17 protein-coding genes are annotated in these 21,656 nt (G+C 71.4%); 2 read left to right on the top strand and 15 right to left on the bottom strand.

Annotation, left to right across the window (positions count from 1 at the left end; translation table 11 throughout):
• Positions 1-48: 48 nt before the first annotated feature.
• Entirely contained in the window at positions 49-2,169 is a 2,121-nt protein-coding gene (locus O7600_RS20785) for a PhoX family phosphatase (RefSeq protein ID WP_281589789.1), read from the top strand.
• 71 nt (positions 2,170-2,240) lie between these two features.
• On the opposite strand, the gene O7600_RS20780 is transcribed toward O7600_RS20785, so the two are convergent.
• Positions 2,241-3,023, bottom strand: a complete 783-nt coding sequence (locus O7600_RS20780; RefSeq protein ID WP_091583655.1) for a helix-turn-helix domain-containing protein — start codon at positions 3,021-3,023, stop codon at positions 2,241-2,243.
• A gap of 152 nt (positions 3,024-3,175) precedes the next feature.
• On the opposite strand from O7600_RS20780, the gene O7600_RS20775 reads away from it, so the two are divergent.
• Entirely contained in the window at positions 3,176-4,357 is a 1,182-nt protein-coding gene (locus O7600_RS20775; RefSeq protein ID WP_281589786.1) for an MFS transporter, read from the top strand.
• A gap of 345 nt (positions 4,358-4,702) precedes the next feature.
• On the opposite strand, the gene O7600_RS20770 is transcribed toward O7600_RS20775, so the two are convergent.
• The 14 genes from O7600_RS20770 to O7600_RS20705 all read right to left on the bottom strand — a co-directional run bounded on the left by O7600_RS20770 (position 4,703) and on the right by O7600_RS20705 (position 21,653).
• A complete protein-coding gene (locus O7600_RS20770; RefSeq protein WP_281589784.1) occupies positions 4,703-5,743 on the bottom strand; it encodes a polyprenyl synthetase family protein in 1,041 nt (346 codons plus the stop codon).
• Between the two features lie 88 nt (positions 5,744-5,831).
• Positions 5,832-7,385, bottom strand: a complete 1,554-nt coding sequence (nuoN, locus tag O7600_RS20765) for an NADH-quinone oxidoreductase subunit NuoN (RefSeq protein ID WP_281589782.1) — start codon at positions 7,383-7,385, stop codon at positions 5,832-5,834.
• Positions 7,382-8,914, bottom strand: a complete 1,533-nt coding sequence (locus O7600_RS20760; protein WP_099162913.1) for an NADH-quinone oxidoreductase subunit M — start codon at positions 8,912-8,914, stop codon at positions 7,382-7,384. Before O7600_RS20760 ends, nuoN begins: the two co-directional genes overlap by 4 nt.
• Before the next feature lie 64 nt (positions 8,915-8,978).
• Entirely contained in the window at positions 8,979-10,907 is a 1,929-nt protein-coding gene (gene nuoL / locus O7600_RS20755) for an NADH-quinone oxidoreductase subunit L (protein WP_099162914.1), read from the bottom strand.
• 10 nt (positions 10,908-10,917) lie between these two features.
• A complete protein-coding gene (gene nuoK, locus O7600_RS20750) occupies positions 10,918-11,217 on the bottom strand; it encodes an NADH-quinone oxidoreductase subunit NuoK (RefSeq protein WP_089154544.1) in 300 nt (99 codons plus the stop codon).
• On the bottom strand, positions 11,214-11,984 hold the full coding sequence (locus O7600_RS20745) for an NADH-quinone oxidoreductase subunit J (protein ID WP_281589779.1): 771 nt from the start codon (positions 11,982-11,984) through the stop codon (positions 11,214-11,216). The genes nuoK and O7600_RS20745 overlap by 4 nt, the downstream gene beginning before the upstream one ends.
• Positions 11,981-12,622: an NADH-quinone oxidoreductase subunit NuoI gene (nuoI, locus tag O7600_RS20740; RefSeq protein WP_091583682.1), complete on the bottom strand. Its 642-nt coding sequence runs from the start codon at positions 12,620-12,622 to the stop codon at positions 11,981-11,983. The genes O7600_RS20745 and nuoI overlap by 4 nt, the downstream gene beginning before the upstream one ends.
• A 1-nt stretch (position 12,623) precedes the next feature.
• A complete protein-coding gene (gene nuoH / locus O7600_RS20735; RefSeq protein ID WP_281589776.1) occupies positions 12,624-13,979 on the bottom strand; it encodes an NADH-quinone oxidoreductase subunit NuoH in 1,356 nt (451 codons plus the stop codon).
• Entirely contained in the window at positions 13,976-16,459 is a 2,484-nt protein-coding gene (locus O7600_RS20730) for an NADH-quinone oxidoreductase subunit G (RefSeq protein WP_281589774.1), read from the bottom strand. The genes nuoH and O7600_RS20730 overlap by 4 nt, the downstream gene beginning before the upstream one ends.
• A complete protein-coding gene (gene nuoF, locus O7600_RS20725; RefSeq protein ID WP_281589772.1) occupies positions 16,459-17,775 on the bottom strand; it encodes an NADH-quinone oxidoreductase subunit NuoF in 1,317 nt (438 codons plus the stop codon). The genes O7600_RS20730 and nuoF overlap by 1 nt, the downstream gene beginning before the upstream one ends.
• Positions 17,772-18,923 carry an NADH-quinone oxidoreductase subunit NuoE gene (gene nuoE, locus O7600_RS20720; protein ID WP_281589771.1) on the bottom strand — a complete coding sequence of 384 codons (1,152 nt, stop codon included), beginning with the start codon at positions 18,921-18,923 and terminating at the stop codon, positions 17,772-17,774. The genes nuoF and nuoE overlap by 4 nt, the downstream gene beginning before the upstream one ends.
• Positions 18,920-20,245 (bottom strand): NADH-quinone oxidoreductase subunit D, encoded by a 1,326-nt coding sequence (locus O7600_RS20715; RefSeq protein WP_281589769.1) that lies wholly within the window; start codon positions 20,243-20,245, stop codon positions 18,920-18,922. Before O7600_RS20715 ends, nuoE begins: the two co-directional genes overlap by 4 nt.
• A complete protein-coding gene (locus tag O7600_RS20710; RefSeq protein WP_281589767.1) occupies positions 20,242-20,979 on the bottom strand; it encodes an NADH-quinone oxidoreductase subunit C in 738 nt (245 codons plus the stop codon). The genes O7600_RS20715 and O7600_RS20710 overlap by 4 nt, the downstream gene beginning before the upstream one ends.
• Entirely contained in the window at positions 20,976-21,653 is a 678-nt protein-coding gene (locus O7600_RS20705; protein WP_281589765.1) for an NADH-quinone oxidoreductase subunit B, read from the bottom strand. Before O7600_RS20705 ends, O7600_RS20710 begins: the two co-directional genes overlap by 4 nt.
• Positions 21,654-21,656 lie beyond the last annotated feature (3 nt).

The raw sequence follows: 21,656 nt of genomic DNA, 5'->3' as shown, positions 1-21,656 counted from the left end.
CGATCGCCCGTGTGCGCCTTCCGACGTCCGATCAGGAGGCTCCACCTCATGAGCGACCGTCCTCGCCTGCTCCCGCTGCTGGGTGGCACCCGCCACGGCAGCCGCGACGCGATGACCTGTCTGTACCGGTGCGGCAACGCGTGCGACCACCCGGTGCCCAACCCCACCGACAACCCGTACCTCGGCGACCTCGTCGACGCCGAGGTCACCCGGCGCGGCGTGGTCCGGGCCGGCGCGGTCGGCGCGCTGGTGCTCGGCTTCGGCGGCGCCGCCGCCGGCGCGCTCGCCGGCGCCGCCCCGGCCGCCGCCGCGCCCGCCACCCCGACCGCCCCGGGCACGGACGAGGCCGTCGCCGCGACCGCACGCCCGGGCAGCGGCGCGCTGACCTTCAAGCCGATCCCGCCGAACAAGCTGGACACGCTGGTCGTGCCGAACGGGTACGACCACGCCGTGGTCATCAAGTGGGGCGACGAGGTGGTCCCCGGCGCGCCCGCGTTCGACGAGCGCCACCAGAGCGCCGCCGCGCAGGCCAAGCAGTTCGGCTACAACAACGACTTCGTCGGCGTGCTGCCGATCGACCGCAAGCGCGCGCTGCTCGTGGTCAACCACGAGTACACCAACGAGGACCTGATGTTCCCCGGCTTCACCGGCCAGGACGCGCTGACCGTGGAGCAGCTGCGGGTGGCGATGGCCGCCCACGGCATGTCCGTGGTCGAGCTGGAGCGGGTGGAGAACACCGGACAGTGGCGGCCGGCACGGCGCGGCCGGCGGGAGTACAACCGCCGGGTCACCGCGCTGGCCACGAAGTTCGAGCTGACCGGCCCGGCCGCCGGCTCGGCCTGGCTGCGGACCGCCGCCGACCCGAAGGGCCGCACGGTCGTCGGCACGCTGAACAACTGCGCCGGCGGCGTCACCCCGTGGGGCACCGTGCTCTCCGGCGAGGAGAACTTCAACCAGTACTTCGTCGGCGGCGACGGCGCGCCGGAGGAGCTGAAGCCGAAGCTGGCCCGCTACGGCATCCCCACCGACGTGCGCTACCCGAGCGGCAGCCGCAAGTGGGACCGGGCCGACGAGCGGTTCGACCTGGCGAAGCACCCGAACGAGGCGCACCGGTTCGGCTGGGTGGTCGAGATCGACCCGTTCGACCCGCAGGCCCGGCCGCGCAAGCACACCGCGCTGGGCCGGGTGAAGCACGAGGGCGCGAACGTCATCGTGGCCCGCAGCGGACACGTGGTCGCGTACATGGGCGACGACGAGCGTTTCGACTACCTCTACAAGTTCGTCTCGGACAAGAAGTTCATGCCGGGCAACTCCTGGGTGGCCCGCAAGCACAACCTGACGCTGCTGGAGTCGGGCACGCTCTACGTCGCGGCGCTGACCGGCGACAGCCCCGGTGAGATCGACGGCAGCGGCACGCTTCCCGCGGACGGCGGCTTCGGCGGCCGGGGTCGCTGGATCAAGCTGGTCAGCGGCAACCGCTCGTACGTCGACGGCATGACCGCCGCCGACGTGCTCACCTTCACCCGGCTGGCCGGCGACAAGGTCGGCGCGACCAAGATGGACCGGCCCGAGGACGTCGAGCCGAGCCTGCTCACCGGCAAGGTCTACGTCGCGCTGACCAACAACACCGACCGGGGCAAGGCCGGCAAGGCGCCGGCCGACGAGGCGAACCCGCGCAACGCCAACAAGCACGGGCAGATCCTGGAGCTGGTCGAGGACCGGGGCGACAACACCGCCGACACCTTCGCCTGGTCGCTGCCGATCGTCTGCGGCGACCCGGCGGACGCCTCGACCTACTTCGCCGGGTACGACAAGACCAAGGTCTCCCCGATCTCCTGCCCGGACAACGTCGCCTTCGACGCCACCGGCAACCTCTGGATCTCAACCGACGGCAACGCCCTGGGCAGCAACGACGGGCTCTTCGCCACCGCCGTCGAGGGCCCGGAGCGGGGGCACCTGAAGCAGTTCCTCACGGTGCCGCTCGGCGCGGAGACCTGCGGTCCGTTCATCACCAAGGACAACCGGTCGGTCTTCGTGGCCGTGCAGCACCCGGGCGAGATCTCCGGCGCCTCGGTGGAGAACCCGGCCTCCACCTGGCCGGACGGCGACTTCGCCAAGCCCGGCGTGGTGGTCACCTGGCGCCTCGATGGGGGCCCGGTCGGCAGCTGAGCCAACCTCGGGGCGGTCCGGCGCTGGACCGTCCGCTGGAGGGCCGCCACCCCACCAGGGTGGTGGCCCTCCTAGTTCTCGGTGGCGATCCCGTCGGCGATGGACCGCGCCGCGGTGAGCAGCTTCGCCCGGACCACCCGGGCGGAGGTCATCATCTCGCCGGCCGGCAGCGCGCAGGCCAGCACCACCCGCCGCTCGATGTCCTTGTCCGGGGTGACCAGCACCGCGGCGCACGCCACGCCCTGGCGGAACTGCCCCAGCTCCAACTGCATGCCGCGCCGGTCGCCGGCGGCCAGGTCGGCCTCGAACGCCTCGACCGTGGTCAGGGTGGCGGTGGTGAACGGGCGCATACCGTATTCGCGCAGGTAGCGGAAGCGCTGCTCGGCGGTGAGCGTGGCGAGCAGGCTCTTGCCGAGCGCGGTGGCGTGCGCGCCCTCGTCGAAGCCCGGGACCAGGTCCTCCATGAACGGTGAGCGCGGCCCCTCGGCGGACGCGGTCACCGCCACCTGACCACCCACGAAGCGGCCCAGGTAGTGGCTCCAGCCGGTGTCCACGGCCGCGCGCCGCAGCGCCTCGCCCACCGCGGGCGGCCCCCGGAACGCGGTGACCAGCTCGCGGTAGCGGTCGGCCACCTCCAGCCCGACGATGTACGTCCCGTCCTCGCGCCGGATCACGTAGCCCTCGTAGGCCAGCGTGCGCACCAGGTGGTAGGTGGTGGCGACGGTCAACTCGCAGCGGCGGGCGATCTGCTTCACGGTGAGCCCTCTCGGCGCACGGCCGACCGACTCAAGCACTCGAAGCGCGCGGGAGACGCTGCGGATCAGGTCCGAAGGTTCCGCCAGGGGGTCGCGCACAACCACCTCCGCCGCCGGGGACTTACACCATATGAAAAACAGGCCGAGTGCGAAATGCCTGTTCGGATCGAGGATGCCAGATCACCGGACACCCACCGTGCACCGACAGACACGATCAGCAGCCAAAACTCGGCAGGCGTAGGTTGGCGACGATGACCGAAACAATGTCGCGAACCGCTCCGACGTCGGCCGGAGGAGCGGTCCGGGTCGGTGCCGGCGCCACCATCACCACCGTCGCCTGCGTCCTGCCGGTCTTCCTGGTCGGCGGCCTGGCCGTGCAGCTCGGCGACGAGCTGGGATTCGGCCCCGCCGGCCTGGGCCTGGCGGTCTCGGTCTACTTCGGCGTCAGCGCCCTGGCCTCGGTGCCCTCGGGCGCCATGGTCGAGCGGTACGGGCCGGCCCCGGTCGCCCGGGCCGGCATCCTGCTCTCCGCCGGCTCGCTGCTGGCCGTCGCGACGCTGGCCCGGTCGTACCCGGTGCTGGTGGCGCTGCTCGCGATCGGCGCCACCGCCAACGCCCTCGGCCAGCTCGCCAGCAATGCCGCGCTGGCCGCACACGTGCCGGCGCGGCGGCAGGGCCTCTCCTTCGGCGTGAAGCAGGCCGCCATCCCGGTCTCCGCGCTGCTGGCGGGCGTGGCGGTGCCGACGGTCGCGCTGACCGCGGGATGGCGCTGGGCCTTCGTCGCGGCTGCCGGGGCGGCGTTGGCCGCCCTCCCGGCCGTACCCCGGTCCGAGCGGAAACGGGACGGCCGCGCCGCCCCCGGGAGCGGCGGAGGCGGGCGAGGGCCGCTCGTGGTGGTGGGGCTGGCCGCGACGCTGGCGGCGGCCGCGGCGAACGCGCTGGGCACGTTCCTGGTCGACTCGTCGGCCGCGCGCGGGCTCTCCCCCGCCCTGGCCGGCCTGACCCTGACGCTCGGCAGCGCGGTGTGCGTGGTCGCGCGGATCGGGGTGGGTTGGTTCGCCGACCGGCGGGCGAGCGGGCATGTCGGGTTGATCGCCGGGCTGCTGGTGGCCGGTGCCGTGGGGCTGGCCCTGTTGTCGGTGGTCGGCCCGGTGCCGTTGGTCGCCGGCGTGGTGCTCGGGTTCGGTCTCGGTTGGGCCTGGCCCGGGCTGATGACCTTCGCGGTGGTCCGCCTCCACCCGCAGGCCCCGGCCGCCGCCACCTCGATCACCCAGACCGGGGTGTACGCGGGCGGCAGCCTCGGCCCGCTCGGCCTCGGCACGCTGGCCGGCGCCGCCGGCTACCCCGCGATGTGGCTGACCGCCGCCGTGGCCATGCTCCTGGCCGCCCTGCTCATGCTCCTCGGCGCCCGCCGCCTGTCCCGCACCGCCTGACCGGCCCCTCCGGCAGTACGGCGCATTCGGCGAGACCTGCCACCGGCCGCCCGGGTGTCGCGCCGCGGCCCGCAGCGCCCGGGGCCGCCGTGGCGCCCTCGGCCCGGCGTGATCCCTGGGATGCCCTGGCGCCGCGGGGGCAGGCTGCCGGTGGCGAGCCCCCCGCAAGGAAGACGCCACGTTCGAGCGATATACCGCCTGGTCATATTTATGACTCAGCGGTATATCGTGCAAAACGCGATCTCTTCCCAGCGGGGACTACGTTCCGTGACAGTGAAGGAGCCGACGCGCGCGACGCGGGCGCTGGTCCCGGTGACCCCGGCGGCCCGGGAGCGGCCTGACCGGTCAGCTGGTGCGGTCGGCGATGTAGTCGCAGAGAGATTCCAGGGCGCGGCGGGCCGGGCTCTCGGGGAGCGGGGCGAGGCGGGCGCGGGCGTCCTCGGCGTAGCTGCGCACCGTCTCCCGGGCGCGCTTGAGCGCCGGAGACTCGCGGAGCAGGGTCAGCGCCTCGGCGTGCAGCGCGTCGTCGACCAGCGGCCCGGTGGCCAGGATCTCCCGCAGCCGCACGCTGGCCGCGTCCGAGTCGTCGGCGGCGAGCGCGTAGAGCACCGGCAGGGTGGGCACGCCCTCGCGCAGGTCGGTGCCGGGTGTCTTGCCGGACTCCACCGACTCGCTGGCGATGTCCAGCAGGTCGTCGGAGAGCTGGAACGCCACCCCGATGATCTCGCCGTATCCGGCCAGGGCCTCGATGTGCTCGGGGGACGCGCCGCCGAACATGCCGCCGAAGCGGGCCGAGGTGGCGATCAGTGAACCGGTCTTCTCGGCGATCACGTGCAGGTAGTGGGCGACCGGGTCGGTGTCCCGCGGCCCGACCGTCTCGGCGATCTGGCCGTGCACCAGCCGGGCGAACGTGCGCGCCTGCAACCGGACCGCCTCCGGGCCCAGGTCGGCCGCGATGTCCGCGGCCCGGGCGAAGAGGTAGTCGCCGACCAGGATGGCCACCGAGTTGGTCCAGCGGGAGTTGGCGCTCGGGGCGCCCCGCCGCACGGCCGCCTCGTCCATCACGTCGTCGTGGTAGAGCGTCGCCAGGTGAGTGAGTTCCATCACCACGGCGGCCGGGACGACCTGCGCGGCCTCCGGGTCGCCGAACCGGGCGCCCAGCGCCACCAGCAACGGGCGGAACCGCTTGCCGCCGGCCTGGAGCAGGTGCCGGGCCGCCTCGGTGACGAGTGGGTCCGCGCTGGCCACGCTGGCCCGCAGGTGCGCCTCGACCCGGTCGAGCACGCCCAGCACGGAGGCTTCGACGCGCGGGTCGGCGAGGTGCAGGCCGAGCGCGCCGAACTGACCTGAATGCTCGCCAGCCGGGTTCACCACGTCTTCAACCATGCCACACCCGTTCGACCTGCTCGGCGAGGGGGATGGAGGCCGAGGGCCGGCACGCCACGGCATACCGGCCCTCGGAGGATCCGCTCGGTCATCGGACGAATTCGGCGGCACCGGTGGTCAGGTCGAGCAGCGGCCCGGGGACCACGCCGAGGACCAGCGTGGCCAGCACGCCGATGACCAGGGCCGCGGAGGTGAGCGCGCCCGGCACGGCCACCGTCGGGGTCGTCTCGCCCGGCTCGGAGAGCCACATCATCACCACGACCCGCAGGTACGGGAACGCCAGCACCATGCTGGTCAGCACGCCGGCGATCACCAGCCACGCCTGGTTCGCCTCCAGGGCCGGCCCGAACACCGCGAACTTGCTGGTGAAGCCGCTGGTGAGCGGGATGCCGGCGAAGGCCAGCAGGATGAACGTGAAGACCGCCGCGAAGAACGGCGAGCGTCGACCCAGCCCGGCCCAGCGGGACAGGTGGGTGGCCTCGCCGTCGGCGTCCCGCACCAGCGTCACCACGGCGAACGCGGCGAGCACCGAGAATCCGTACGCGGCCAGGTAGAACATCGTGCCGGAGAGCCCCGACTTGGTCGGCGCCAGGACACCCACCAGCAGGTAGCCGGCGTTCGCGATCGACGAGTACGCCAGCAGGCGCTTGATGTCCGTCTGGGTGACCGCGAGCACGGCGCCGACCAGCATGGTCAGCACCGCCACCACGCCGAGCACCGGGGTGAAGTCCCAGGCGGCGCCGGCGAAGGCGACGTGGAAGACCCGCAGCAGCGCGCCGAACGCGGCGACCTTGGTGCAGGCGGCCATGAAGCCGGTCACCGGCGTCGGCGCGCCCTGGTAGACGTCGGGCGTCCAGACGTGGAACGGCGCGGCGGCGGCCTTGAACAGCAGACCGATGGCGAGCAGCGCCATGCCGGCGAAGAGCAGCACCTGGCTGGACGAGGACTGGCCGACCGCCGCGTGCACGGTGGCGAAGTCGACGCCGGCGCCCCGGCCCGGGATCCCGGACGTGAAGCCGTAGATCAGGGCGACGCCGAACAGGAAGAACGCCGACGCGTACGCGCCGAGCAGGAAGTACTTCATCGCCGCCTCCTGGCTCAGCAGCCGCCGGCGACGGGCCAGCGCGCAGAGCAGGTAGAGCGGCAGCGAGAAGACCTCGAGCGAGATGAACATGGTCAGCAGGTCGTTCGCCGCCACGAAGATCAGCATGCCGCCGATCGCGAACGTCATCAGCGGGTAGACCTCGGTGGCGCCGCCGACGCCCTCGGCCTGCTTGCGGTCCTCGGGCGACTCGGCGGTGACCGCCGCGTGCGCCACGAACGCGCCGCCCCGCTCCACCGCGCGCTCGCCGACGAGCAGCAGCGCCATGGCGGCCAGGACCAGGATGGCGCCCTGGAGGAACAGCGTCGGCCCGTCCACCGCGATCGCGCCACCGGCGGTGATCAGCCGGTCGTCGGAGTTCAGGATCACCATGGCGATCGCGGCCAGCACCGCCAGCAGGGCGAGGCCGAGCTGCACCCCGTTGCGCAGGCGGCGCGGCACGAACGCCTCGACCAGGACGCCGACCAGAGCCGCGCCCAACATGATCAGGATGGGAGCGAGCGCCGCGTAGTCGATCGACGGCAGCTTCAGTTCACTCACTTCGAAGCCTCCTGGACGCTGCCGACCTCAGGGGCGGGATCGGACTTGCCGACGTCCTGCATGGTCGCCTGGACGGCGGGGTTGATGACATCGGTGACCGGCTTCGGATAGAAGCCGAGCAGCACGATCAGCGCGATCAGCGGCGCGACGACGACCTTCTCGCGCAGCGTGAGGTCCCGGCGCATGCCCTCGACCTCGGTCAGCGCCGGGTTCAGCGTGCCCTGGGTGGTGCGCTGCACCATCCACAGCACGTACGCGGCGGCCAGGATGATGCCGAGCGTGGCGATCACCGCGACCGGCTTGTTGACCGTGAACGTGCCGATCAGCACCAGGAACTCGGAGACGAACGGCGCGGTGCCGGGCAGCGCCAGCGAGGCCAGACCGGCGAAGAAGAGCACGCCGGCCAGCACCGGCACCAGCTTGCCCGCGCCGCCGAAGTCGCTGATCAGCGCCGAACCGCGCCGGGCGATCAGCATGCCGACCACCAGGAAGAGCAGGCCGGTGGCGAGCCCGTGGTTGAGCATGTAGAGCACCGCGCCGGTGCCGGCCTGGGTGGTGAAGGCGAAGATGCCCACGCCGATGAACCCGAAGTGCGCGATCGAGGTGTACGACACCAGTCGCTTCAGGTCGTTCTGCCCGACCGCCAGCAGCGCGGCGTAGATGATGCCGATGACCCCCAGCGCCAGCGCCCACGGCGCGAACCAGCGCGACGCCTCCGGGAACAGCGGGAGGCAGTAGCGCAGGATGCCGAACGTGCCGACCTTGTCCAGCACGCCGACCAGCAGCGCGGCCGCCCCGGCCGGGGCGGCGCCACCGGCGTCCGGCAGCCAGGTGTGGAACGGGAAGAACGGCGCCTTGATCGCGAAGGCGATGAAGAAGCCGAGGAACAGCCAGCGGGCGGTATTCGTGGCGAACTCCGCCTGGCTCAGCGCCTGCCAGTCGAAGGTCTTCCCGCCGACCACCCAGAGGCCGATCACCGCGGCCAGCATGAACAGGCCGCCGACCAGTGAGTAGAGGAAGAACTTCACCGCCGCGTACTGCCGCTGGTGGCCGCCGTAGCTGCCGATCAGGAAGTACATCGGCACCAGCATGACCTCGAAGAACACGTAGAACAGGAAGACGTCGGCGGCGGCGAAGACGCCGATCATCGTGCACTCGAGGACAAGCAGCAGCGCGAAGTAGACCGGCACCGAGCGCTTCGACGACTCGGCGTCGTGCCAGGACGCCAGGATCACCAGCGGCACCAGGATCGCGATCAGCATCAGCATGACCAGCGCGATGCCGTCCACCTCGAAGGTGAACCGCACGCCCCAGTTCGGGATCCACGGGTACGACTCGCGGAACTGGAACCGGTCACCGCCGGCGGAGAAGGCGAACCACATCACCACCGAGAGCACCAGCACCAGCAGCGACCAGCCGAACGCCACCAGCTTGGCCAGGTCCGGCCGGCTGCGCGGCAGCAACGCCACCACCAGGGCGCCGACCAGCGGCGCCACGGTCAGCACCGAGAGGAACGGGAAGTTGGACATTATTCGGCCTTACCTCCGTCGTGACTGCGTGGCCCGCCGGCGGGGGCGGCCGCGTTGCTGTCGATCACGCCAGCCACCCCGCCTGCACCGCCAGGAACGCCGCCACCACGAGCAGCGCGCCGGTCAGGATCGAGGTCGCGTACGACCGCACGAAGCCGGTCTGCAGCCGCCGGAGCCGGCCCGAGCCCCCACCCACCGCGGCGGCGAGGCCGTTGACCAGCCCGTCGACGCCCCGGTTGTCGAGGAACACCAGCGCCCGGGTGAGGAAGATGCCCGGCTTCTCGAAGACCGCCTCGTTGAAGGCGTCCGTGTAGAGGTTGCGGCGGGCGGCGGTGACCACCACACCGGCCGGCTGCGGCTCGGTGGCCGTGCCGGTGCGGAACAGGAACCAGGCCAGCCCGGCCCCGAGCACGGTGATCAGGATCGAGAGGATGGTGATCACGGTGTGCGAGAGCACGCCGTGCGCCTCGCCACCCGCCTCCTCGCCGAGCACCGGGGTCAGCCACGACACCACGCCGTCGTTCAGCGTCATCAGACCACCGGCCACCACCGAGCCGGCGGCGAGCAGGATCAGCGGGATCGTCATGAGCTTCGGCGACTCGTGCGGGTGCTCGATGTCCTCGGTCCACCGCTTCGGGCCGTGGAACGTGAGCACGAACAGCCGGGTCATGTAGAACGCGGTGAGCCCGGCGCCGAGGAGCGCCGCGCCGCCGAACAGCCAGGCGGTCCAGCCCTCCCGCTCGAACGCGGACGCGATGATCGGCTCCTTGGAGAAGTAGCCGGAGAGCGGCGGGATGCCGATGATGGCCAGCCAGCCCATCATGAACGTCAGCCAGGTGATCTTCATGTACTTCGACAGCCCGCCGAAGCGGCGGATGTCCACCTGGTCGTTCATGCCGTGCATGACCGAGCCGGCGCCGAGGAACATGTTGGCCTTGAAGAAGCCGTGCGCCAGCAGGTGGATGATGGCCAACGCGTACGCGCCGCCGCCCAGACCGACGCCGAGGAACATGTAGCCGATCTGGCTCACCGTGGACCAGGCCAGCACCCGCTTGATGTCGTCCTTCGCCGCGCCGATGACGCAGCCCATCAGCAGGGTGAGCGCGCCGACGCTGACCACCACGAGCTGGAGCGTCTCGTTGGCGGAGAAGATCGGGTTGGAGCGGGCGATCAGGTAGACGCCCGCGGTGACCATGGTGGCCGCGTGGATGAGCGCCGACACCGGGGTCGGGCCCTCCATCGCGTCCGGCAGCCACGCCTGGAGCGGGAACTGACCGGACTTGCCGGCCGCGCCCAGGAGCAGCAGCAGGCCGAGCACCAGCACCGTGGTGGAGGTCAGCGAGCCGACCCCGTTGAACACCTCGTCGTACTGGGTGGTGCCGAGCATGGCGAACATGACGAAGATGCCGATGGCCAGGCCGGCGTCGCCGACCCGGTTCATCAGGAACGCCTTCTTGCCGGCGGTGGCCGCGCTGGGCCGGCCGTACCAGAAGGAGATCAGCAGGTACGACGCCAGGCCGACGCCCTCCCAGCCGAAGTAGAGCATCACGTAGTTGTTGCCGAGCACCAGCAGCAGCATGGCGGCGACGAACAGGTTGAAGTATCCGAAGAACCGGCGCCGGCCCTCGTCATGCGCCATGTACTCCACGGCGTAGAGGTGGATGAGGAAACCCACCCCGGTGATCAGCAGGACGAACACCGCGGCCAGCGGGTCGAAGAGCAGACCGAAGTCCACCTTCAGGTCGCCGACCGTGATGAACTGCCAGAGACTCTGCTCGACCTGCTTGTTCTCCAGGCCGCGCAGCTGGAAGAAGTAGGTCAGGCCGAGCACGAACGCGGCGCCGATGGCCGCCACGCCCAGCCAGTGGCCCCAGCGGTCCGCCCGCCTGCCGAGCAGCAGCAGGACCGCCGCGCTGACCAGCGGGATCGCCACCAGCAGCCAGACGCTGCCCAGCAGGCCATCCGCAGTAGCGAATTCCACAGTCTGTTCCACCGCAGACCCCTCAGTACTTCAGCAGGTTGGCGTCGTCGACGCTGGCCGAGCGCCGGGTCCGGAAGATCGCCATGATGATCGCGAGACCGACCACGACCTCGGCCGCCGCCACCACCATCACGAAGAACGCCATGATCTGGCCGTTCAGGTCGCCGTTGATCCGGCTGAACGTGACCAGGGTCAGGTTGGCCGCGTTGAGCATCAGCTCGACGCACATGAACAGCACGATGGCGTTGCGTCGGACCAGCACGCCGACGGCGCCGATGGTGAACAGCACCGCCGCGAGGATCAGGTAGTAGTCCGGCGTCATTTCTCCGTACCCTTCAGTGCGGTCTCCTCCGACGTCATGTCGCGCACCGGCATGATCTCCGGGATGCCACGGTCGGTGAGCCGGCCGTCCGGCAGGCGGGCCGGCGTGGCCACCGAGGAGGAGGTGGCGAAGACGCCCGGGCCGGGCTTCGGGCCGGGGTAGTTGCCGGGCCGGAACCGCGCCTTCATGGTGGCGACCTGGTCCATCCGGTCCTCCTTGCGCCGCTCCACGTGCGCCAGCACCATCGCGCCCACCGCGGCCGTGATCAGCAGCGCCGAGGTCAGCTCGAAGGCGAAGACGTACTTGGTGAAGAGCAGCCGGGCGATGCCCTGCACGTTGCCCTCGGCGTTGGCCTGGTCGAGCCCGGCCGCCCGCACGCCGTCGAGCGCGCGGTAGAGGCCAGTGCCGACCAGGCCGGCGAAGCCGAGCCCGAGCACCACCGCGGCGACCCGCTGGCCGCGCAGCGTCTCGATCAGCGAGTCGGACGCGTCCCGGCCGACCAGCATCAGCACGAACAGGAAGAGCATCATGATCGCGCCGGTGTAGACGATGATCTGCACCATGCCGATGAACGGCCCGGCCTGGAGCACGTAGAACACGCCCAGGCAGAGCATGGTCAGCACCAGCCAGAGCGCGGAGTGCACCGCGTTGCGGGCCCACACCATGCCGAGCGCCCCGATCAGGGCCAGCGGGGCGAGGATCCAGAAGGTGACCTCCTCACCCCCGGTCACGTCGCCCGCCGCGGCGAGCACCGTCTGTGTGGTCATGCCCCTGCTCCCTTGCCCGCCTCGGACCGCTGCGCGGCCTGCTCGGCGCCGGGGAAGGTCACGCCGGGGTGCTCCTCCACCTGGTACCGGCCCGGGCCCATCGGCGAGTGCTCGGCGCCGGCCGAGGTGCCCGGGTTGGTCAACGCGCCGACGTAGTAGTCCTTCTCGCTGTCGCCCAGCCGCATCGGGTGCGGCGGCTGCTCCATGCCTTCGAGCAGCGGCGCGAGCAGCTGCTCCTTGGTGAAGATCAGGTCCTGCCGGTTGTCCCGGGCCAGCTCGTACTCGTTGCTCATGGTGAGCGAACGGGTCGGGCAGGCCTCGATGCAGAGCCCGCAGAAGATGCACCGGGCGTAGTTGATCTGGTAGGTGCTGGCGTACCGCTCACCCGGGGAGAAGCGCTGCTCCTCGGTGTTGTCGCCACCCTCCACGTAGATCGCGTCGGCCGGGCAGGCCCAGGCGCACAGCTCGCAGCCGATGCACTTCTCCAGCCCGTCCGGGTGCCGGTTGAGGATGTGCCGCCCGTGGTAGCGCGGCGCCGAGACCGGCGGCTTGAACGGGTAGTCGGTGGTGACGACCTTCTTGAACATGTGCGAGAAGGTGACCCCGAAGCCCTTGAACGTTCCGGTGATCGCGCCCACGTCACACCTCCCTGGAGTCCGAGCCGGCGACGACGTTGGCCGGCTCCCGCTCGGCGACCACGCGCCGGGTACGAGGGCTCGGCGGAACCTGAAGATCCATCGGAGGCAGCGGGAAGCTGCCGTACGGCCGGCTGTCCACCTGCTCCTGCGGGGACGGCTTCGGCTGCTTCTTCTTGCCGGGCCAGAAGAGCGTGGCCAGCAGCAGCACGCCCGCGCCGATGGCGGTCGCGAGCAGCCGGTCGTTGGTCTGCCAGTCCTCGATCGAGCGCAGCCCGGCGAGCACCAGGATCCAGACCAGGTTGATCGGCAGCAGCACCTTCCAGCCGAACCGCATGAACTGGTCGTAGCGGAGCCGGGGCAGCGTGCCGCGCAGCCAGACGAACACGAAGACCAGCAGGATCACCTTGCCGAAGAACCACAGCATCGGCCACCAACCCTCGTTGGCGCCCGACCAGAGCGTGATCGGCCAGGGGGCCCGCCAGCCGCCGAGGAACAGCGTGGTGGTGACCGCCGACATGGTCACCATCGCCACGTACTCGGAGAGCATGAAGAGCGCGAACTTCAGCGAGCTGTACTCCGTCATGAAGCCCGCGACCAGCTCCGACTCCGCCTCCGGCAGGTCGAACGGGGCCCGGTTGGTCTCACCGACCATGGCGATGAAGAAGATGATGAAGCTGGGCAGCAGCAGGATCGCGTACCAGCCGGGGGCCGGCAGGTCGAACCCGCCGATGCTCAGTTGGGTGGCGTCGCCCTGCGCGGCGACGATCCCGCTGGTCGACATCGTGCCGGCGGTCATGAACACCGCCACGATGCTCAGCCCCATCGCGACCTCGTAGGAGATCATCTGGGCGCTGGACCGGAGACCGCCGAGCAGCGGGTACGTCGAGCCGGAGGCCCACCCGCCGAGCACGATGCCGTAGACGCCCATCGAGGAGCAGGCCAGGATCACCAGCACCGCCACCGACACGTCGGTGACCTGCAGCGGCGTCCAGTGGCCGAAGATGCTCACCTTCGGGCCGAACGGGATCACCGACAGCGCGGTGACCGCAGAGATCACCGAGATGGTCGGGGCGAAGAAGAAGACCACCTTGTCGGCGGCGCGCGGGAGGATGTCCTCCTTGAACGCCATCTTCAGGCCGTCCGCGAGCGTCTGGAGCAGGCCGAACGGGCCGACCTGGTTGGGGCCGGGCCGCACCGCCATCCGGCCGACGACCCGCCGCTCGAACCAGACGCCGAGCAGCGTGGCCAGCAGGCCGAAGGCGAACGCGAAGACGATCTTCCCGAGGACCAGCCACCACGGGTCCCTGCCGAAGTCGGCGAGCGTCGGGTCCTGCGCCGCGAGGATGACGGCGTTCACTGGGATACACCCCCGGTGTTGAGGAGCGGACCCGGGCGCGCCGCGGCGTCCGCGGCGATGGGCGCCGCGGTCACCTGCACGACGTGACCGGACGTCGCGCCGAGGCTGCGTCGTACGGTCGAGCCGGGTGAGTTGGTCGGCAGCCAGACGACGCCGTCCGGCATCTCGGTGATCGCCGCCGGCAGGGTGACCGCGCCGCGGTCGGTGCCGACCGTGACCGGGTCCCCGTCGGCCACGCCGAGCGCCTCGGCGCTGCCCTTGCCCAGCCGGACCACCGGCGGGCGGGCGGTGCCGGCGAGGTGCTCGTCGCCGTCGGTGAGGCTGCCCAGGTCGACGAGCTGGTGCCAGGTGGCCAGCACGGCCTGGCCCGGCCCGGGCTGCGGCACGGTGGCCGGCTCGACCGAGGGCGCGGACGGCCGCTCGACCCGGGTTCGGGGCAGCGCGCCCAGCTCGCGGCGCACGCTCGGCACGTCGCCGGCGCCGAGCCGCACGTCGAGCTGCGCCGCGATGGCGTCGAGCACCCGACCGTCGGTCATCGCGCCGGTGTCCAGCACCTTCTCGAAGGTGCGCAGCCGGCCCTCCCAGTCGAGGAAGCTGCCGGCCTTCTCGACCACCGGGGCGACCGGGAAGACCACGTCCGCCCGCCGGGACACCGCGCTCATCCGCAGTTCCAGGCTGACCAGGAACGGCACCGCGTCCAGGGCCGTCTCGGCCAGGCGCGGGTCGGCCAGGTCGGCCGGGTCGACCCCGGCCACCACCAGGGCGCCGAGGCGGCCGTCGGCCGCCGCGCCCAGGATGCCGTCGGTGTCGCGACCGGCCTGGCTCGGGATGACCCCGGCCGGGATGTCCCACGCCTCGCCCAGCTCCGCGCGGGCGGCCGGCTCGGTGACCACGCGACCGCCGGGGAGCAGGTTGGGCAGGCAGCCCGCGTCGACCGCGCCGCGGTCACCCGCGCGCCGCGGCACCCAGGCCAGACGGGCCCCGGTACGCCGGGCCACGTCCGCCGCCGCGGAGAGTCCGCCGGGCACCGCGCCCAGCCGCTCGCCGACGATCAGGGTCGCGCCCGGCTGCCCCAGCGCCTCGGCCACCGTGGCGTGCTCGGCCAGCACGCTGGCCTCCTCGCCCGGCACCACCCGGGCGAGCTTCGCCCCGAGCTTCTCCAGGCCGCGGGTCGCGAACGGCGCGATCGCGTACACGGTGAGCTTCTTCTTCAGGTACGCCTTGCGCAGCCGCAGGAAGAGGATCGGGCACTCCTCCTCCGGCTCCAGGCCGACCAGCACCACCGCGGGCGCGTTCTCCACGTCGGCGTAGGTCACGTCGGTGACCCCGGCGACGTCGCTGGCCAGGAAGTCGGCCTCCTCGCGGGAGACCGGGCGGGCCCGGAAGTCGATGTCGTTGGTGTGCAGCGCCACCCGGGCGAACTTCGCGTACGCGTAGGCGTCCTCGACGGTGAGCCGGCCGCCGGTCAGCACCGCCGTGCCGGTCCCGCCGTCGCGGGCCGCGCGCAGCCCTTCGGCGGCCCGGGCGAACGCCTCGCTCCACGACGCCTCGCGCAGCTCACCGGTCTTCTCGTCCCGCACCAGCGGGGTGGTGAGCCGGTCGAACGCGCGGGTGTACTGGAAGCCCCAGCGGCCCTTGTCGCAGTTCCACTCCTCGTTCACCGCCGGGTCGTCGCCGGCCAGGCGGCGCAGCACCTTGCCCCGGCGCCAGTCGGTGCGCTGGGCGCAGCCGGCCGAGCAGTGCTCGCAGACGCTGGGCGAGGAGACCAGGTCGAACGGGCGGGACCGGAAGCGGTACTGGCTGCCGGTGAGCGCGCCCACCGGGCAGATCTGCACGGTGTTGCCGGAGAAGTAGGAGTTGAACGGGACGTCACCGGCGTCGCCGTCCTCGCCGTACTCCTCGTCCCGGTAGATGTTGATCTCCTCGTGCGAGGAGCGTCCCATCAGGTCGATGAACTTGTCGCCGGCGATCTCCTCGGAGAACCGGGTGCATCGCTGGCAGAGCACGCAGCGCTCGCGGTCGAGCAGCACCTGGGTGCTGATCGGCAGCGGCTTCGGGTACTCCCGCTTGTGCTCGTGGAAGCGGGAGTCGGTGCGGCCGGTGGACATGGCCTGGTTCTGCAGCGGGCACTCGCCGCCCTTGTCGCACATCGGGCAGTCCAGCGGGTGGTTGAGGAGCAGCAGCTCCATCACCCCCTCCTGGGCCTTCTTGGCGACCGGCGAGGTGAGCTGGGTCCGCACGACCATGCCGTCGGCGACGGTCTGGGTGCAGGAGGCGACCGGCTTGCGCTGGCCCTCCACCTCCACCAGGCACTGCCGGCAGGCGCCGGCCGGGGCCAGCAGCGGGTGGTCGCAGAAGCGCGGGATCTCGGTGCCCAGCTGCTCGGCGACGCGGATCAGCAGCGCGCCCTTGGGCGCGGTGACCTCGACGCCGTCGATGGTCAGCGTGACGGTCTCGGTCTGCTTGGCTACGTCGGTCATTAGTGGGCTCCCACCAGAGACTTGTCCGACAGCTTCGGCGCGGTACGTCCCTCGATGTAGTCGAGGTAGTCCTGCTTGAAGTACTTCAGCGACGAGGTCACCGAGCTGGTCGCACCGTCACCCAGGCCGCAGAACGAGCGGCCGAGGATGTTGTCGCAGGTGTCGAGCAGGGTGTCCAGGTCCTCGTGGGTGCCCTGGCCGGACAGGATCCGCCGGTAGACCCGGACCATCCAGTAGTTGCCCTCCCGGCACGGGGTGCACTTGCCGCACGACTCGTGGTGGTAGAACTCCAGCCACCGGTAGGTCGCGTAGACCGGGCAGTCCTGGTCGGAGAAGATCTGCGTGGCCGTGGTGCCCAGGATCGAGCCGGCCGCCGCCACCCCCTCGAAGTCCAGCGGCACGTCCAGGTGCTCGGCGGTGAGCAGCGGCGTCGAGGAGCCGCCCGGGGTCCAGAACTTCAGCTCGTGTCCGGGCTTCATCCCGCCGGCCAGCTCGATCAGCTCGCGCAACGTGATGCCCATCGAGCACTCGTACTGGCCGGGGTTGGCGATCCGGCCGGACAGCGAGTAGATCATCGGGCCGGACGACTTCTCCGTGCCCATGGTCTTCCACCAGTCCGCGCCGCCCAGCACGATGTACGGCACGCTGGCGATGGTGCCGACGTTGTTGACCACGGTCGGGCTGGCGTACAGGCCATGGGTCGCCGGGAACGGCGGGCGCAGGCGGGGCTGGCCCCGGAAGCCCTCCAGCGAGTCCAGCAGCGCGGTCTCCTCGCCGCAGATGTACGCCCCGGCGCCGGAGTGCACCACCAACTCCAGGTCGAACTTCGAGCCGAGGATGTTCCGGCCGAGGTAGCCCTTGGCGTACGCCTCGGCCACCGCGCTGCGCAGCCGCCGGGCGGCGTGCACGGCCTCGCCGCGGATGTAGATGTACGCCCGGTTGGCCCGGATCGCGTACGACGCGATGATCACGCCCTCGACCAGCGCGTGCGGGTCGTGCGTCATCAGCGGCAGGTCCTTGCAGGTGCCCGGCTCGCCCTCGTCGGCGTTCACCACCAGGTAGTGCGGCTTGCCGTCACCCTGCGGGATGAACCCCCACTTGAGACCGGTCGGGAAGCCCGCGCCGCCCCGGCCGCGCAGCCCGGAGTCCTTGATCAGCTGGATCAGGTCGTCCGGGTGCGCCTTGAGCGCCTTGCGCAGGGCGGCGTAGCCGTCCAGCTTCTCGTAGGTGCCGAGCCGCCAGGCGTCCGGCGACAGCCAGCGCTTGGTGAGCACCGGCGTGAGCTTGGCCAACGTCTCCGGTCGAGGAGTGGTCACTTCCGGACCCCCGTTCCGCTCGCGTCCGCCGGGTCGGCGCCGTCGGCGTCCGTACCGGCCTCCGCCTCCTTGAGGTTGCGCTCCTGCGCGCCGGCCGCGTCGCCGGCGGGCTTGCCGTCGCCGGCCGGCGGGTTCGCCGCCGCGCCGGCGGCCTCCGCCGCCCGCGCGTCGCGCGGCGCCGGCGCCGGGCCGTCCACCGGGACCTTGGTGCCGGGCGCGTCGGGCACCGGGGTGCTCGCGTCGGGCTGCCGGGTCTCGGCGGTACGCACCTGCGGCGACTTGTCGTCCGGCGCCTTCACGTCCGGCGCGGTGCTGCCGCTGGCCGCCGCGGGCGTCGCCGGCTCGGCCGCGCCCGCGTTGCCGGCGGTCTCGGCCTTGGCGGGCTCGGCCTTGGCCGGCTCCGGCGCGGGGGCCGGCTTCTCGGCCTCGGCCTTCGCCTTGGCCTCGGCGGCGGCCCGGTCGGCCTCGGCCTTGCTGCGGATCGGCGTCTTCGGGTCGAAGCCCGGCACCGCGATGCCGTGCTCCTCGGCCAGGCGCAGGCCGCGCAGCGTCGGCGCGCCCGGCCCACCGTCGGCCACCGCGCCGTCCCGCTCGTCGGCGAAGCCGGCGAGCTGGACCGCCATCTCCTTCAGCGTGCAGAGCCGCGCGCCCCGGGTCGGCATCGGCCGGCCACCGGCCTGCAACTCCTGCACCACGCCGAGCGCGCCCTGCGGCTCCACGTTGTCGAAGAAGTCGTAGTTGACGGTCATCACCGGGCCGTAGTCGCACGCCGCCAGGCACTCGGCGTGCTCCAGGGTGATCTTCCCGTCGGCGGTGGTCTCCTCGTGCCCGACGCCCAGGTGCTCGGCGAGCGCGTCGTAGACCGCCTGGCCGCCCAGCACGTCGCACATGGTGTTGGTGCAGACGCTGACCAGGTAGTCACCGCTCGGCTTGCGCTTGTACATGGTGTAGAAGGTGGCGACCGCGCCGACCTGGGCCTTGTTCAGCCCGAGCACCTCGGCGCAGAACTCGACCCCGGCCGGGGAGACGTAGCCCTCCTCGGACTGGACCAGGTGCAGCAGCGGCAGCAGCGCCGAACGCGACCGGTCCGCGGGGTAGCGGGCGATGATCTCCCGCGCCCGCACGCGAGTCGTTTCGGTAAAGGTCATCGGTCACAACCACCCATCACGGGGTCCAGCGAGGCGCCGCCGGCGATCACGTCGGCGATCAGGCCACCCTCGGCCATGGCCGGGAGGGCCTGGAGGTTGATGAAGCTCGGTTCCCGGTAGTGCACCCGGTAGGGCCGGGTGCCGCCGTCGGACACCGCGTGCACGCCCAGCTCGCCGCGGGGCGACTCGATGCCGACGTACACCTGGCCCGGCGGAACCCGGAAACCCTCGGTGACGAGCTTGAAGTGGTGGATCAGCGACTCCATCGACTGACCCATGATCTTCGCGACGTGCTCCAGCGAGTTGCCCATGCCGTCGACGCCGATGGCGAGCTGCGCCGGCCAGGCGATCTTCTTGTCGGACACCATCACCGGGCCCGGCTTCAACCGGTCGAGCGCCTGCTCGACCAGCTTCAGCGACTCGCGGATCTCCGCCAGTCGGACCAGGTAGCGGCCCCACACGTCACCGTCGGTGTGCGTCGGCACGTCGAACTCGTACGTCTCGTAGCCGCAGTACGGCATGGTCTTGCGCAGGTCCCAGGCCAGGCCCGCGGAGCGGAGCACCGGGCCGGTCACACCGAGCGCCAGGCAGGCGGTCACGTCGAGCACCGCGACGTTCGTGGTGCGCTCGATCCAGATCGGCTGGCCGGAGAGCAGGTTCTCGTACTCCTTGAGCTTCTTCGGCATCAGCGTCAGGAAGTCGCGGATCTTGCGGATCGCGTCGTCCGGCACGTCCTGCGCCACGCCGCCCGGCCGCACGTACGCGTGGTTCATCCGCAGGCCGGTGATGGTCTCGAAGATGTCGAGGATGTACTCCCGCTCGCGGAAGCCGTACAACATCATGTTGATCGCGCCCAGCTCCATGCCGGTGGTGGCCAGCCAGACCAGGTGCGAGGAGATCCGGTTCAGCTCCATCATCAGCACCCGGATCGTGGTGGCCCGCTCGGTCACCTCGTCGGTGACGCCGAGCAGCTTCTCCACCGCGAGCGCGTACGCCGTCTCGTTGAAGATCGGGGAGAGGTAGTCCATCCGGGTCACGAACGTCGAGCCCTGGACCCAGTTGCGGTACTCCAGGTTCTTCTCGATGCCGGTGTGCAGGTAGCCGACGACCGAGCGGGCCTCACGGACCGTCTCGCCCTCCAGCTCCAGGATCAGCCGGAGCACGCCGTGCGTGGACGGGTGCTGCGGACCCATGTTGACGACGATCCGCTCGTCGTTGATCGGGTCGGTGCCGGAGACGACCTGGTCCCAGTCGCCACCGGTGACGGTGAAGACCTTGCCCTCGGTGGTCTCGCGCTCGGTCGCGTAGTTCGACGTGGTCACTGGTAAGACCTCCTCCGGTCCGGCGGCGGGATCTCGGCGCCCTTGTACTCCACCGGGACGCCGCCGAGCGGGTAGTCCTTGCGCTGGGGGTGCCCCTCCCAGTCGTCCGGCATGAGGATCCGGGTCAGGTTGGGGTGGCCGTCGAAGACGATGCCGAACATGTCGTACGCCTCCCGCTCCTGCCAGTCGGCGGTCGGGTAGACGGCCGTGACGCTCGGCAGGTGCGGGTCCTCGGCGGAGACCGCGGCCTCCAGCCGGACCGTCCGGCGGTAGGTCATCGAGGTCAGCTGGTAGACCACGTGCAGCCGGCGCTCGTCGGCGCCCAGGTAGTCCACACCGGACACCGAGGAGCAGAGCTCGAAGCGCAGCGACATGTCGTCGCGCATCACCTGGCAGACCTCGGCGATCCGCTCCGGCCGCACGTGCAGGGTCAGTTCGCCCCGGTCGACCACGACCTTCTCGATCGCATCGCCGAACTGCGGGTACGCCTCCTCCAGCGCGTCCCGCACCTCGTCGAAGTAGCTCCCGTACGGCCGGGCGGCCTCCTCGATCGGCTTGCGCTGGCGGACCAGGCCGCCGTAGCCGGAGACGTCGCCGGTGCCCTGGTTGCCGAACATGCCCCGACCGGCCGGGGAGGCCGGCGGGTACTCGGCCGGCGCGGTGGAACTGGCCCCGGCGGGGGTGGTCGGTACCGGCACCCCGCCGTCGTTGTTCCGGTCGTTCGGCGAGGTCATTTCGGGCCCCCCTGCGTCTGGAGGTGGTTCTGCGCCTTCATCCAGTTCTCGATCCGCAACTGCTCCTCGCGCCCCTCGCGGACCGCCTTCGTCCACTCGGCGCGCCGGGCCTTGTCGTTGCGGTACGACGACGGCATCGAGCCGTACGGCACGACGGGCACGTCACCGCGCTCCTTGCGGGCCTGGTGCATCTTGCGGCCGTTCGGGCCCAGCGGCTCGTACATGATCTTCTCGCGGAGCTTGAGCACCGCGTCGATGAGCATCTCCGGCCGGGGCGGGCAGCCGGGCAGGTACATGTCGACCGGGACGACGTGGTCGACGCCCTGCACGATCGCGTAGTTGTTGAACATGCCGCCGCTGCTGGCGCAGACGCCCATCGAGATGACCCAGCGGGGCTCGGCCATCTGGTCGTAGATCTGCCGCAGCACCGGGGCCATCTTCTGGCTGACCCGGCCGGCGACGATCATCAGGTCGGCCTGCCGGGGCGAGGCGCGGAAGACCTCCATGCCCCAGCGGCCCATGTCGTAGTGCGGGCCGCCGGCCGCCATCATCTCGATGGCACAGCAGGCCAGGCCGAACGTGGCGCCCCAGACGGACGACTTCCGCGACCAGTTGACCAGCTTCTCGACGCTGGTGAGCAGGACGCCGGAGGGAAGCTTCTCCTCGATGCCCATCTG

It is taken from the genome of Micromonospora sp. WMMA1998, from assembly GCF_027497375.1.
In the GTDB taxonomy this organism is placed as follows: Bacteria; Actinomycetota; Actinomycetes; order Mycobacteriales; family Micromonosporaceae; genus Micromonospora; species Micromonospora sediminicola.
The sequence above is the reverse complement of the archived record's forward strand: the minus strand, read 5'-3'. Positions and strand labels throughout refer to the sequence as shown.